At 51.8% G+C, this 14,516-nt stretch carries 12 protein-coding genes; 6 read left to right on the forward strand and 6 right to left on the reverse strand.

Annotation, left to right across the window (positions count from 1 at the left end):
• Positions 1-96: 96 nt before the first annotated feature.
• From HQ41_RS05465 to HQ41_RS05490, 6 genes are all read right to left on the reverse strand, one after another.
• A complete protein-coding gene (locus HQ41_RS05465; RefSeq protein ID WP_044188995.1) occupies positions 97-1,335 on the reverse strand; it encodes a hemolysin family protein in 1,239 nt (412 codons plus the stop codon).
• Between the two features lie 27 nt (positions 1,336-1,362).
• Positions 1,363-2,091 carry an LPS export ABC transporter periplasmic protein LptC gene (lptC, locus tag HQ41_RS05470; protein WP_052405302.1) on the reverse strand — a complete coding sequence of 243 codons (729 nt, stop codon included), beginning with the start codon at positions 2,089-2,091 and terminating at the stop codon, positions 1,363-1,365.
• Between the two features lie 18 nt (positions 2,092-2,109).
• Positions 2,110-3,465, reverse strand: a complete 1,356-nt coding sequence (locus tag HQ41_RS05475; protein ID WP_044188997.1) for a lipopolysaccharide assembly protein LapB — start codon at positions 3,463-3,465, stop codon at positions 2,110-2,112.
• Positions 3,466-3,509: 44 nt separating this feature from the next.
• Complete coding sequence (locus HQ41_RS05480; protein WP_044188998.1) at positions 3,510-4,835, reverse strand: hypothetical protein; 1,326 nt, start codon at positions 4,833-4,835, stop codon at positions 3,510-3,512.
• Positions 4,810-5,559 (reverse strand): type III pantothenate kinase, encoded by a 750-nt coding sequence (locus HQ41_RS05485; protein ID WP_044189000.1) that lies wholly within the window; start codon positions 5,557-5,559, stop codon positions 4,810-4,812. Before HQ41_RS05485 ends, HQ41_RS05480 begins: the two co-directional genes overlap by 26 nt.
• Positions 5,560-5,691: 132 nt before the next feature.
• On the reverse strand, positions 5,692-7,047 hold the full coding sequence (locus tag HQ41_RS05490; RefSeq protein ID WP_044189172.1) for a cobyrinate a,c-diamide synthase: 1,356 nt from the start codon (positions 7,045-7,047) through the stop codon (positions 5,692-5,694).
• 1,004 nt (positions 7,048-8,051) lie between these two features.
• Here HQ41_RS05490 and HQ41_RS05495 point away from each other — a divergent pair.
• The 6 genes from HQ41_RS05495 to pafA all read left to right on the forward strand — a co-directional run bounded on the left by HQ41_RS05495 (position 8,052) and on the right by pafA (position 14,511).
• Positions 8,052-8,786, forward strand: a complete 735-nt coding sequence (locus HQ41_RS05495; RefSeq protein ID WP_044189004.1) for a hemerythrin domain-containing protein — start codon at positions 8,052-8,054, stop codon at positions 8,784-8,786.
• 21 nt (positions 8,787-8,807) lie between these two features.
• The gene (locus tag HQ41_RS05500) at positions 8,808-9,422 is read left to right on the forward strand and encodes a response regulator transcription factor (RefSeq protein WP_044189007.1); all 615 of its coding nucleotides are present in this window, start codon (positions 8,808-8,810) and stop codon (positions 9,420-9,422) included.
• A gap of 18 nt (positions 9,423-9,440) precedes the next feature.
• Positions 9,441-10,385 carry a nitronate monooxygenase family protein gene (locus tag HQ41_RS05505; RefSeq protein WP_044189009.1) on the forward strand — a complete coding sequence of 315 codons (945 nt, stop codon included), beginning with the start codon at positions 9,441-9,443 and terminating at the stop codon, positions 10,383-10,385.
• A 224-nt stretch (positions 10,386-10,609) separates the two neighbouring features.
• Positions 10,610-11,911, forward strand: a complete 1,302-nt coding sequence (gene hemL, locus HQ41_RS05510; RefSeq protein ID WP_044189011.1) for a glutamate-1-semialdehyde 2,1-aminomutase — start codon at positions 10,610-10,612, stop codon at positions 11,909-11,911.
• A gap of 17 nt (positions 11,912-11,928) precedes the next feature.
• Positions 11,929-12,792, forward strand: a complete 864-nt coding sequence (gene prmA / locus HQ41_RS05515) for a 50S ribosomal protein L11 methyltransferase (RefSeq protein WP_044189013.1) — start codon at positions 11,929-11,931, stop codon at positions 12,790-12,792.
• 39 nt (positions 12,793-12,831) lie between these two features.
• On the forward strand, positions 12,832-14,511 hold the full coding sequence (gene pafA, locus HQ41_RS05520; protein WP_044189015.1) for an alkaline phosphatase PafA: 1,680 nt from the start codon (positions 12,832-12,834) through the stop codon (positions 14,509-14,511).
• Positions 14,512-14,516: the final 5 nt, after the last annotated feature.

The following is a 14,516-nucleotide window of genomic DNA, read 5'->3' on the forward strand; positions in this document are numbered from 1 at the left end:
CAGCGCATATTTTTTCAAGCGACAAAGTAAGCTTTGTGCCGATTGATCTAGGTCTTAGCCCACGATGAGTCTGCTCTGTGGGGTGAGATGCTTGGCTTAGGGTATGGTCATCTTCACAAGTACGATCTTGGTTGAGGTAGATCTTAGGATCTCAAACCTTAGCTCGCCAATCTCGATCTTCTCTCCTTGACTTGGAATGCTGGGGTGATGATGTAGGATAAAGCCTGCTACGGTCATAAAGTCTTCGTCGTCGGGTAGGGTAAGGCCAAATCGTTCGTTCACGTCGTCGATCTCCATACGTCCACTGAGGATGAAGGTCTTGTCATCCACCTGCTTGGCTACACGTTTTTGGAAGTCGTGTTCGTCTTCGATATCGCCGAAGATCTCCTCGACTACGTCCTCTAGGGTAACGAGGCCAGCGGTACCTCCCAGCTCATCAATCACGATGGCGATGCTCTTCTTGCGCTGCATCAGTTGCTTCATCAGCTTGCTGGCAAACATACTCCCCGGGACGAAGAGAGGTGGCACGATACGCTTCTGCCAGTCGGGGGATCCAAACATCTCGCTCGAGTGTATATAACCAATCACTTCATCTATATTCTCCTTGTAGACGATGATTTTTGATAGCCCCGTCTTGATGAAGGTATCTTCCAGTGTGCTCATCTCTGCTCCGTATTCTACACCTACGATTTCGTTTCGTGGTATCATGCAGTCACGTACTTGTAGGCTGGGGAAGGAGATAGCATTTTGGATAATCTTGACTTCCGTCTCGCCCTCTCCCCCAGAGGGCTGGTTGCTCTCTAGGTAGTGCTCGATGTCGATCAGAGAGAGGCTTGGTGTGATCCCTGCACTCTCTTGCTTCTGCCCAAAGAGCCAAAGAATTGCCCGTGAGAGCAGAGAAATCAAGAATACGCTCGGGTATAGTACCACATAGATGAGCCACAGGGGTAGGGCACAGATGTGTAGAATGAGGTTGGGGTTCGTGCGGAAGGTAACCTTGGGAATAAATTCGCCCACGAAGAGAATGAGTATGGTACTGAGGATCGACTGTGTAAATAGTACCAATATATCATTCTGCAACCAATGCATCAGCTGTGGCTCCATCAGTCGTGCCATGAGTAGACCATAGATGACTAGGGCGATGTTGTTGCCTAGTAGCATCGCTGTGATGAAACGGTCTGGGCGACCGTAGAAGAGGCTTAGGATCTTGGCCGTCACACCTCCTTTGTTCCTATCTAGCTCTAGGCGTAGCTTATCCGAAGATAGGAAAGCGATCTCTATGCCAGAGAAGAATGCAGAGGCAACGAGGCTAATAAGCAGATAAATGTAAATCATACTCGGCTTATGTGGTGGTTACAATCCTTATTGAGTTGGGCGAAGCGCTAGGCTATCTCGCCTTGTGGTGTCTGTTTGTACTGTCGTGGGGCTACCCTCCTTGTCCTCCTCGTACTCGACTACTCCCCGATTGTTGTAGATCGAGTATTGGCTAAGGTCATCGAGGGCATCGAAGCGATCTCCATGGAGCTCACGTCCTTGAGTGACGAAGTAGGTCGTATCGTTGGAGTAGAGCTTGCGCTTGCTCCTATCCCAGTAGAGCTTGGGGGTGTAGAGCCTACGCCCCTCTGGGCCATGGATGCGTACATTGCCAGTGAGGATCCACTCATCTTGGCTGGTTTGGTAGACGGCATGGTCTGCCAAGACGAGCATCTCACTTGTCTTGATCGTGTCATAGTCCTCTAGACGAAGCCCCTCGGGGAAGACCCATTCTTTCCTATCTGGCTGGTCATAGACAAGCCAGACGGGGCTCTGCAGGCGATACTTGACTACTCCCGAAGTGTCGGAAACCAGCATATCTACATCGAGCGTACGGATGCGGTAGCTAGAGTCTAGGTTGATGCCGAGCTGCTCAGTGTCTACTTTTTTCTTACCACAACTGGCCAAGGCAATCATTAAGCAAACGGCTAGGGTAGGCAGCAGTGCAGGCCACAAATGGGTAAAAGACAAAAGCCCCCAAGGCGAGCCTACGAGAGGCTTGCTTGGGTGGCTTGTCTGCCTATCACGACCCGTATGGGTCGATTGAGGGTCGTCCATGAAAAGAACAACTAGTGATTAGCGAATGGTCGTAGTACCGTAGCCGGGTACCGTGAAGCTCTTGCCCTGACCTAGCTCTGGGTGCATAAAGATATCGGCAGCAGAGGGTAGGGATTTGCTATATATACCGATCAGACGGTTAGCTTCGCTCGATACTCTAGGATCGGCAGCGGCAGCAGCACGTAGCTTATCGATGACTAGGAAGTAAACGGCACGTTGCTTCACCTTGTCGTCTGGGAAGATGTTGTCGGCAGACGAGCCGATAATCTGTGCAATCTTGATCAGCGAGCGACCGCTCTTGGGGTTGAGGGCAAGGGCATTGTTGCTATGTGTACGAGCAGCACCATAGTTCCCTTGTACCATAGCTAGGTCGGCAAGCACTTCGTAGCACTTCACCTTGTCGCTAGCCTTGTCTGCCAGCTCAATAGCTTTTTGCAGATAAGAGTTTGCCTCGCTGTAGTTCTTGTCACGGATAGCCTTGCCTGCTAAGCCCATTGCAGCGCCAGATGATGGCTCTAGAGCGAAGAGATAGCGGCTAGCCTGATAGTAGGCAGGAGCATCGCAGTCGGGTGTGCTACCGAAGAGGGCGCAAGTCTGCTTGAGGAAGGGCTTATTGTCTTTGTTGGCATCTACCTTCTCTAGGGTGTAGATCTTCGTCAAGATGTCGCAACCTGCCAGACCACTGCTGGCGAAGTTCTCGTCCATTGGCTTTTTGTAGAGCTCGATGCGGCTTGTCATCTTTTCGTCGCCTGCGGCAGCCTCGAGTTGCTTGTCCATATACTCCGAGGCAAGCAGATAGTCGTTGATGTAGGTTTCGTGCTTGGCCTCGTCCTTCTGGGCTACGGCACGAGAGGAGAATACATAGTAGTAGAGGAGCTGTGGTGTAGCGCTCTCTGCATACTTCTCCACGGCAGGCTTAGCCCACTCGTAGACCTGAGCATAGTCTACCTTGTCGCCTTGGAGCGTTACGTAGTCGTGGATCTTATTACCCATGATTACGTCTAGACCATACTTCTGGTCGTCACCGAAGTATTTGGCACGTGTGTCGTACATCTTTAGGAGTTGCCCTACGAGTTCGTCACGTTTGGCTGCATCTTTCTCCTGCTCGATCTTCCATTTGAGGATGCGAGCGCCATATATATAGATGTTTTTGCTAGAGCCCGGGCACTCAGCGTATGCTTGCTTCCATGGCTCGTAGGCATCTTGGAAGCTACCAGCCTTGGCATAGCCACTGAATAGACTTAGGTTCTGACGACAACGGATACTATCCTGTCCAGAGCCAAAGGGTGTGCCTGTAGCCACCCCTGTCTGAGCCATTGCAGACGTAGCCATAAGCATAGCTGCTAGGCTCAGGAGAGATTTGTTCAGTTTCATTTGTTCTTCGTTTTTATACCTAAAATAACATTACTTCTACTCTCTTAATCGACACGTGCCTTGCGGAACCAGCCCTCGTTGAAGCTAATACCTAGGTTAAGTCCTAGATAATGCTCACGTATCATACCACTCACCTTGGGTATCAGGTGCTTGTAGTCTAGGCTTATGTTGAGCATCGACCTGCGATCTACCAATGGTAGCCCTATACCTGCTGTAGCGCCGAGGTCGTAGTAGCCAGCGAACTGCCCCGCAGATGTGGGAACCTGCATATATGAGTTGCTTGCGTTGAGCCCGAAGCGATACCTCGCCCTCTGGAAAGGACTACGTGCTCTATAGTTGGGTGTCCACTCCGCCCCGACGGCTATGCGCCATTGATCTTGGAATTGAGCTTTGGGGTCGTCGAACTGTGCCTCTGACCACCTACTATATTGGACATCGGAACCAACCATAAGTTTATTGGCGATGCGGTAGGTCAGCCCAAGTCCCATCGTCAAGGGGAGCGAATAGGGGCGATTCTTAATGGTGTCGCTACTCATCAACTCTCCACTACCGCTGGAGCTGAGGAGACGGTGAATACGAGTCCTCTCGGAGGAGAAACTAACCTTGGGCGAAAAGATAGCACCCACCACTAGGCTGTGGCTGTATTGGTCGAGTGAGTCGAGTCTAAACTCGTATTGAGCCCCTGCGTCAAGCTTGAGGCCTCTGAGGGCTAGCTCTTCGCTGTGTACACTATTATATGCGCCAGAGGAGAAGTAGGTCACCTGCCTTGTGTGGGTCGTATGCCCAAAGACGATTGCCCCATTGACCCCGACGGAGAAGTGCTTGAGTGGGCGAGCCCCCAGACCGAGGTAGAGATTGTTGTAGTTGCCAGTGCCTTGGTAGGTACGCAGTGATTCTCGCTCGTTGCGGTCGCCTCCTAGACTTGTCGTATTGCCGAAGCTATAGCCCGTAGTCCCTAGGGGCATCATACCAGCACTCAGTGCCATACGCTTACCCATCGGGAAGATCATCGTCACATACTCGAGGTTGCCTAGTGTTTTGCTGTCGCTCTCTTTGCCCTCGGAGAGGATAGAGGTGCGTAGTGACACCCCTAGATCCATCAAGAAGGTCATAGAGTCTACGGCCGTATATGAGGCTGGGTTGAGCGGGTTGGTAATCATCGGATCGCAGAGCCCTATCCCTAGCCCTCCTAGAGCCCGAGCACCAGCGGTGGTAGACTGCCCAAGCGTTCCATAGCCAAAGCGGCTATAGGGCGAGCGGTCGTTGTTGCTCTGAGCTTGCAGAGCCTCACCAGCCATGCCTAAACTCAGTAGCAGGGCTAGAGCCCGAGCACACGCAGAGCCTCTAGAGGTGATTATTTTCTTTAGCATGTTTGTTATACTCCAATATGTAGTTTAGACCGTACAGAACTAGGTCTGGTACGATCTCCAGTTCGCTCTTGAGCTTCTGTCCCAGCAGGTCGGCATCTCCTCCCGTAAGGAATACCCGACCCTCGGGGTGCTGCTCCCTGAGAGCTGATATATACCCCTCTATCTCGTAGAGAAGCCCTAGCAGAGCTCCGCACTCCATAGCCGACACGGTGTCCTGCCCGAAGCCTTCACTCCTCTGTACCTCCTCTACTAGAGGTAGCCGATTGGTAAACTCGTGCATTGCCCTAAGACGAGCATGCAGCCCCGGTGATATGTTACCTCCGAGATAGCACCCAGATGCCCCGATACGTTCGTATGTGATAGCCGTGCCAGCATCGATAGCCAAATGCTCGCCCGTACCACCGGTCAGAGCGCACGCTCCCACAGCGGCAGCCAGTCTGTCGCTCCCTAGGCGAGAGCGGTCGTAGTGAACCTCAATGGGGACAAGCGAGTCTGCGCCCAACTCTACCACTGTTGGTATGCGAGATGTGAGCAACGCCATTGCCCGATCGTCCTGCTCGCCTACAGAGCTGTAGATAGCTGAGGATATAGAGGGAAACTCCTCCATGAGCTCATCAAAGGTTTGCTCACAGAAGCGAGGTAAGGTACGCACAGAGCGTAGCTCGTCCTCTATATAAACTGCTACTTTGCAGATCGTATTGCCTTGATCGATTACTAAGTTCACCGGTCCTTGTTTTGCCAACTGAGCTGCAAAGTAACTATTTTTTTATCTAACAGCGTACCTCGCTCTAAAGCAAGCATTAGCAAATATATACAAAATCTCTCACAATATATCATGCTAATCTTATTTATTCGGTTAGGCATTCGCTCCTTCGTTGTCCTGAGCCGACCACAGATCTAGGATATTTTGCTCGGCCCAGTACAGGTGTGTGTAGCCTGCGATCACGTTTCCCTTGCGATACATAGCAGTCGGTACATCTATGCCTCTGGCATTGTGCTGCTGGGCTATGTTGTCTTCGGAGCCAGTGTGCTTGAGTTTGGAGTAGTGGAACTCATGCCCTCGGAGCGTCAGCCCTGCTGTGTGCACACTACGATAGCCTAGGCTGAGCTTCATCTCCTCCATCGTTGCCTCATTGTCTAGTACCCCACACATCGGGTAGTTTGTGCCAGCCTCGTCGATGATGGTACGGCAGAGGTACATCATGCCACCACACTCGGCGAGTACCTTGCCTCCCCCTAGAGCATAGTTGTATATCTGCTCTCGCATGGCTGCATTGGCCGATAGTTGCTCTAAGTAAAACTCGGGGTATCCTCCCGGTAGATATACCAAGTCTGTCGCTGGTAGGGCTCTATCTCGGATTGGGCTAAAGTAGCTTATCTCTCCCAAGCGCTCTAGCGCGAGGATATTTTCCTGATAGATGAAGTTGAAGGCCTCGTCACGAGCCACTGCGATACGCAGGTTGCCCTTTGTAGACTCTTGGGAGGTGGCGATTGGTTGCTGTGGAGTAGGGCGCAGACATAGCTCCAGTAGTCTATCTACCTCGACGTGCTGCTCGATGAGTGTAGCGATACTCTCGGGTAGCTCGTCTAGGCGCTCAAGCTCCGAGAGCGAGAGTCCTAGGTGTCGTGAGGGAACATCTAGGAGTTGGGTGCGTGGGATATAGCCGAGGGAGGGGACGCCGGCGTCCTCTGCTGCCTCGACGAGGAAGCGATAGTGGCTCTCGGAGGCGACACGGTTGAAGATAACACCTGCGATCTGCACATCAGGTTTCCAGTGTGCGAAGCCATAGATGAGTGCTCCCACGGAGTACGCCGATGAGGCGGCATTGACCAGCAGGACAACAGGTATGTCTAGAGTTTGGGCTAGGCTAGCGCTACTGCCCTGCATACGTGTCGCTCCGTCGAATAGACCCATGACGCCCTCAACAATCATCGCATCGGCTGCCTCGCTGTGTCGAGTGTAGACCTCTTGAAGGTGCTCCGAGCTCATCATATATTGATCTAGGTTAATACTTGTGTGTAGGTGTAGCTCCTCGAGTGATGGGCTAGAGGCTAGAGCATGAAATTTGGGGTCTATGTAGTCGGGGCCACACTTGAAGCTCGCTACGGATAGACCACGTTTGCGTAGAGTCCTTAGCAGCCCTAGGGTAAAAGTAGTCTTGCCACATCCAGACGATGTAGCAGCGATGAGTAGTTGAGGCTTGCGTTTCATTGATGTTTTGGCTTGATAATACAAGCCAAAGATAGTGTGCTCTGTGGGCTGTGCCAAAATTCATTGGTGTGGTGAGCGGGATACAACGACATCGGCACGTTGTCCGTCCACCGAGATTATGGGTTTCAATTCACGCATCTCGCTGGAGTAGGAGAGGTGTGTCCTCCAAGGCGAGCTTCTCGCCCCTCCTTAGGGTCGCAAATCCTAGGGTATTATGTCTGCGAGATTAAGATCTTTTTGCTCAATGACCAAGGATAATTAGGCGTTGCTTGGTGGGAATGTCGGTGGCTGTAAAGCTGTAAGTTACTAGCCTTGCCTAGCAGTGGCGACAAAGTGGAGAATGTTGCCGTGGTCAGCACAGCGGATTTAGAGGCTTGTTCGTCTACTTTTTAGTTAAGGAGTGTAAAGGATTTACTAAGAGATTTGAAGTAATGGAGAGGTGATTTGTGAAGACTGGTTGGGTCTCTCTGGAGGATTGATGGGAAGAGCTGCTCAGATTGGTGGGTTAATGCTCCGAGATGTGCCCACTGATCTCCAGAGATTGATGGGAAGAAATGCCAAGAAGTGAGCCTTAAGTGTATTCAAATGATTACAGTGTTTGTTTATATTTCTTGTAATCAGCCTGTTGTACTTGTCGCTTTTAAGGCGGTTGTTTTCGTGCTGCTGCGCCCAAGGAGTCGCAATGAGGCTAGATGGCGTGTAGAGCCTTCTAGAAGGCAAATACGCAGTCTGCCGATTTTTGCCCTCTCTAGCGATACACCCCTTGCTAGAGGAGCAAATGTGCATCGAAAGTGTAAATTTATGTAACCCTAATTCGGCGCTGTCCTATTGCAATGATGCTCTGCCTAGGCATGAGATCAGGTCAAAAAAGGAGAGCGGTGCTAAGGTTTTGATTATCCTATGAGTGTGCCATTTGCCCTGCAGGAGATAATGAACTATATTTGTAATCATTCGTTATTACAACAAATAATATAGCTCAAGACAAAATTCAAACTTATCAAAATATGAATCTATACAAATATGGTAGTGCGAAAGCTGTAACCAAACCTTTCGGAGCAAACACGAAGATGAGCGACCTCATCTGCGACAACTTCCCACTTCTGCTCATCATTACTCGCTTTGGGATCCCGCTGGGTTTCGGTGAGAAGACGATTGGGCAGGTCTGCGAGGAGCACGAGGTTGATGCACCAACCCTGCTCTTACTGCTCAATAGCTCGGTGCATCCCGAAGAGAAGCCTTGTGTGGAGCAGCTCTCTGCGCTCGACATTCATAGCCTGCTGAGCTATCTCTCCAACTCTCACTCCTACTTCCTCGACTTCAGGTTGCCTTTGCTACGTCAGCAACTCCTCTCGGCTCTCTCCAATTGCCCAAACGAGGTGGCTTTGGCGATCCGCAATTTCTTCGACGAATATGTAGAGGAAGTGCGCAAGCACATGAACTACGAAGACAAAACGGTCTTCCCCTATGCTCGTAAGTTGGCGCAAGGCGAGCGTGATAGTCGCTACAGCATCAGGGTGTTTAGCAAGCGTCACGATCAGATTGAGCTGAAAATTACCGAGCTCAAGAATTTGCTTATCAAGTACTACCCTGCTCCCAGCGGATACGAGCTCAACAATGTACTGCACGATATCTTTACTAGCGAGGCAGACCTAGCTGCTCACAACCTCATCGAAGACAACATCTTCACACCCTATATAGAGGCTCTAGAGGACGGACTCATATCGCCACAGATCAAATAACCGATGTAAAACCATGACATTATGACGACAGCGATACGTGTAGCCATCGCCGAGCCATGCCCCATTATACGCAGTGGACTTGAGGCACAACTCAAGAAGTTGGCACGCTACAAAGTACAGGTGCTCCATCTGGTAGAGGATTTTCGTAGGGATTGGAGCGAAGCCATAGGTCTGATCACAGCAGATATTTTTATTCTCAATCCGCTACTCTCTGGTATTAGCCCACAGACTTACTTCTCGGCTCAGAGAGAGGTCGCCAAGTTCGTCGCTCTGAGCTATGGCACTACAGACGAAACGCTCCTGCGTGAGTATGACGACGTCCTGCGCATCACCGACTCGGTGCAGCAGATCGCAGACCTATTCGACCGCTTGGTGCGTGTCGAGGAAGAGACGCAGGGGACACCCTCTTTGGATTCGCAGAGCCTGACACCTCGAGAGCGCGAGATCGTTGTGTGCGTGGTCAAGGGTATGACCAACAAAGAGATCGCTAGTGCGCTCTTCCTCTCTACCCACACCGTCATCACACACCGACGCAACATCACCAAGAAGCTACAGATCCATAGCCCTAGCGGTCTGACGATCTACGCCATAATGAATAAGCTTGTAGAGCTCAACGAAATCAATCAAAAAAACTAAACTTAGATAAATACAACTATGGCAAATAGACTCTGCCAATTACTTGGCATACGCTATCCGATTATCTCTGGCGGGATGGTCTGGTGTAGCGGCTGGAAGCTCGCCTCTGCCGTGAGCCGTGAGGGCGGACTAGGCCTCATCGGTGCTGGCTCCATGCACCCAGACAACCTGCGTGAGCACATCCGCAAATGCAAGGCTGCCACCGATAAGCCCTTCGGGGTAAATGTGCCCATGCTCTACCCAGAGCTAGATGCGATCATCGACATCATCATCGAGGAGCAGGTGCCAGTCGTGGTAACCTCGGCCGGCAACCCCAAGACCTACACGGCTAAGCTCAAGGCTGCGGGCTGTAAGGTGCTACATGTGGTGGCCAGTACCAAATTTGCCCTCAAGAGCCAAGAGGCTGGTGTAGATGCTGTGATTGCCGAGGGCTTTGAGGCAGGCGGACACAATGGCCGTGACGAAACGACGACCATGTGCCTCATACCTGCCGTCGCACGAGCTGTTACAATCCCAGTCGTGGCTGCTGGCGGTATCTCACATGGCGATAGTGTAGCGGCTGCCCTAGCTCTGGGTGCAGATGGCGTACAGATCGGCACACGCTTCGCTATGACGACCGAGAGCTCTGCCAGCGAGGAGTTCAAACGTCTGTGTCGTGCCACGGGCGAGGGCGGTACCATGCTTTCGCTCAAGGCTATTAGTCCCACACGTCTGCTCAAAAACGACTTCTACGAGCAGGTCGCTAGAGCCGAGGCCGCAGGCGCAACAGTAGAGGCGCTCCGAGAGCTACAAGGTAAGGGACGTGCCAAGCGTGGTATCTTCGAGGGAGATCTTACAGAGGGTATGCTAGAGATCGGGCAGAGCGTAGCCCTCACGCAGCAGGAGGAGTCTGTGGCAGATGTCTTCCGTGAGCTTATCTCGGGCTATCAAGCTGCCTCCTCTCGCCTCACACCAGAGCTCTAGTCCATTGAATCTATTGCCTCGCCAAGTGTCCTTGACCGGTGCGACGAGATAGATGCCCTCAACAGATCGCATAGCCAGCCCAATCGTTTGAGCCTAGCTATGCGATCCCTCTATATCGGAGGGGGAAGTCAATCGGGAGGAAGCCTAGATTTTAGGTATCTTTGTAGCTGTGAGTGCGCTCAGACTAGGGTGGCACTAGCGATGAACTAATCTAAAGGATTAAGATGCAACATATCAAGCGTTCGCAGGAGCTCTTCGAGCGAGCTCAGCGTGTGATCCCCGGTGGCGTTAATAGCCCCGTAAGAGCCTTTCGCTCGGTTGGCCTTACACCATTATATATAGAGCGAGGTCTAGGAAGCCATATATGGGACGTAGACGGCAATGAATACATCGACTTCATCAGCTCTTGGGGGCCTCTGATCGTCGGGCACTCCAATCCCAAGATACAAGCAGCCATTACTGGTGAGCTGGAGCGAGGGACGAGCTATGGGGCTTGTAACGAGCGAGAGGTAGAGATGGCAGAGCTCATCTGTCGCTTCTTCCCCTCGATTGAGAAGGTACGCATGGTCAATTCTGGTACCGAGGCTACGATGAGTGCGATTAGGTTAGCGAGAGGATTTACAGGGCGTAGCCGTATCATCAAGTTTGAGGGGTGCTACCATGGCCACGCCGATAGCTTCTTGATACAAGCTGGTTCTGGGCTAGCGACCTTTGGACAAGCGGGTAGCGCAGGCGTTACCCAGCAGACAGCTGAGAATACGTTAGTCGCTACATACAATGATATTGCCAGCGTGCGACGCCTACTGGAGCTCTATCCCGACGAGGTCGCTGCCGTAATCCTCGAGCCTATTATGGGCAATATGGGGCTGATACTCCCTGAGGTAGGCTTCCTCGCCGAGCTACGTTTGCTCACCGAGCAGTCTGGTGTTTTGCTCATTTTCGACGAAGTCATTAGCGGCTTTCGTGCGGCCAAGGGAGGTGCTCAGCAGCTGTACCAGATTCACCCCGACTTGACTTGCCTCGGTAAGATTATTGGTGGCGGACTACCAGTAGGAGCTTTCGGCGGACGAGCCGACATCATGGACTACTTGTCGCCACTAGGCCCCGTGTATCAAGCTGGTACACTCTCGGGCAATCCGCTAGCGCTATCGGCTGGCATCGCTATGCTCCAAGAACTTTCGGTCCCCAATTTCTACGACGAGCTGGAGCGCAAGGGAGCATATCTAGAAGCACTTATCCAGCCACTACTAGAGCGATATACAGGTCATATCTCATACAACCGAGTCGGCTCCCTCTCCACGCTATTCTTCCACTCTGGTGAGGTGCGTAGCAACGCCCACGCCAAGGAGGCCAATACGGAGCAGTATGCTCGCTACTTCCGCAGCATGCTGGAGCAGGGTATCTATCTGCCGCCCTCGCAGTTTGAGTGTATGTTCCTCTCTATGGCACACACCGAGGCCGATCTAGAGCGTACTGCTCAGGCCATGGCCATAGCCTTGGAGCAAACCTTTGGGGACAAAGACTAAATCACAGACAATTAGCAATGCAATATACAGGGTATACATTCCGTGCGACCAACGCAGCCGAGGGGGTGGATCTAGAAGTCGTGTACGACTTGCTGGCCGCTTCGCTCGGCGAACTAGGTTTCGATAGCTTCGAGGTCGAGGGTAACAGCCTCAAGGCCTACATACCTACAGAACTGATTGACGAGAGCAGCATAGCCACGGCTCTGGAAGAGCAGCCTTGGCAGGGTATTCGATTTGATTACGAAATGGAGATAATCCCCGAGGTCAATTGGAACGAAGAGTGGGAAAAGCATTACTTCCAGCCCATCGTCCTAGGCGATAACTTGTGTATGATCCGTGCTCCGTTTCACGCATCAGACCCGTCTATCCGTACGGAAGTCATCATACAACCCAAGATGGCGTTCGGAACGGGCAATCACGAGACGACCTCGCTCATCATTGCCTATCTGCTCGAGCACGACATCGAGGGGCTGCGTGTGCTAGATATGGGCTGTGGTACAGGTATCCTAGGTATTCTCGCCTTGAAGCAAGGGGCTCGTAGCCTCACGGTCATAGATATAGACGAATGGGCGTATCAAAACGTTCTAGAGAATGCCAACCTCAATGCCGTTCATATTGACGAAGCACTACAAGGTGATGCGACAAGTCTAGAGGGAAGAGGCCCATACGATCTGGTACTAGCCAACATCACTCGTAACATCTTGCTCCAAGACCTACCAGCATACGCAGAGGTTATGGCTTCTGGTGCGAGGATCATCCTCAGCGGTTTCTACGAAGAGGACGTACCTCTGCTCATCGAGCGTGGCCGCACTCTGGGGTTGAGCTTCGTCAGCCAGACGAGCCGCAACCGCTGGACACTACTGGAGCTATGTAAGGGTTAAGCAATTAGAAGTAAATTCACTATAACACGACTAAAGACAATGAAGACGAACAAATCGCGTAGTTGGCTCATCGCATTGACCATTCTGACCGCTACGCTACCCGCCTTCGCAGGCAAGAAGCTAGAGCACAATAAGCCCGATCGCCCAGCGATTGTGGTGGGCATGGTGGTAGATCAGATGTGCTGGGACTACCTATATCGCTACAATAACCGTTTCGTAGAGGGTGGCTTCAAGCGGCTACTTAACGAAGGTTTCAATTGCCACAACACGCGCATCAACTATATCCCCTCGGTTACTGCTATCGGCCATGCCTCCGTCTATACAGGTAGTGTGCCAAGCATTCACGGTATTGCAGGTAACAACTTCTATAGCCAGTGTAAGTCGCTCTACTGTACTCAGGACGAAGCGGTGCGAACTGTAGGGGCAGACGAAGGCAAGAGTGGGCAGATGTCGCCTCGCAATATGCTCAGCACTACTATTACAGACGAACTCAAGCTTGCCACAAACTTCCGTAGCAAAGTAATCGGCGTTGCCCTCAAGGATCGAGGAGCTATCCTACCAGCAGGACATTCGGCCGATGGAGCTTATTGGTTCGACGATCAGAGTGGCAACTTCATCACGAGCACTTATTATATGGATAAGCTCCCTCGCTGGGTAGAGCGCTTCAACAACCGTAAGCTAGCCAAGAAGTATCTGCGTGACGGCTGGAAGCCACTACACAACAAACGTACCTATGTGGAGAGCGTGGCAGATGAAAACAACTTTGAGCAGCCATGGAAGGAGGTAGCCAAGGCGACGCTACCACTAGATACACGTAAGCTAGAGAAGGAGTTTGGCTTGGGCGTCATTCGCACAACTCCTATGGGTAATACTCTTACGCTTGATATGGCAAAAGCAGCGATCGAGGGCGAAGAGCTCGGGACTCGTGAGGACGGCGATACAGACTTCCTTGCTGTTAGCCTCTCATCTACCGACTATATCGGTCATCGCTATGCGACCTATTCTGTGGAGATCGAGGATACCTATCTGCGACTCGACCAAGAGCTCAAGGAGTTCTTCGACTACCTTGATGGGCGGTATGGTAAAGATGGCTATCTATTCTTCCTCACTGCCGACCATGCTGCAGCGCACAATCTGACTTTCTTAGAGGACAAGAAAATTCCGGGGAGAGCTTGGAGAGTGGACATTGCTCGCCAAAAGGTGAGTGAAATTTGCCAAGCACAGCTCGGAGCAGATACCAAGGTTTTCATTGACATCGCCAACTATCAGGTATTCCTTGACGAAGCCAAAATTGATGAGCTAGGTGCCAACCGACAGAAGCTCTACGATGCTATTTGCAGAGAGCTGGCCAATATGCCCGGGGTTGCCTATGCCGTGCAATCCGATCGTGCAGGCTCGGCTTCTCTACCAGAGGACATACGCACTCGTATTGTCAATGGTTACAACCATAACCGTAGCGGTTCTATCTTCGTCATCCTACACCCCGGGTGGTACAGCCACAGGGGTGATAAGGCTGCTCAGGGTACCTCGCACGCTGTGTGGTCGCCATATGATACGCATATCCCCCTCATCTTCATGGGGCATAGTGTAGAAGCTGGTCATCTGTATCGTGAGGTACAGATTACCGATATAGCAGCCACTCTAGCCTTTATGCTCAAAACTCAATTACCAAGCGGTTGCATCGGTCGCCCAATCACCGAGATCCTCGACCACGACTAGGATAG

Origin of the sequence: Porphyromonas sp. COT-290 OH860 (genome assembly GCF_000768935.1) — a bacterium.
GTDB lineage: Bacteria > Bacteroidota > Bacteroidia > Bacteroidales > Porphyromonadaceae > Porphyromonas.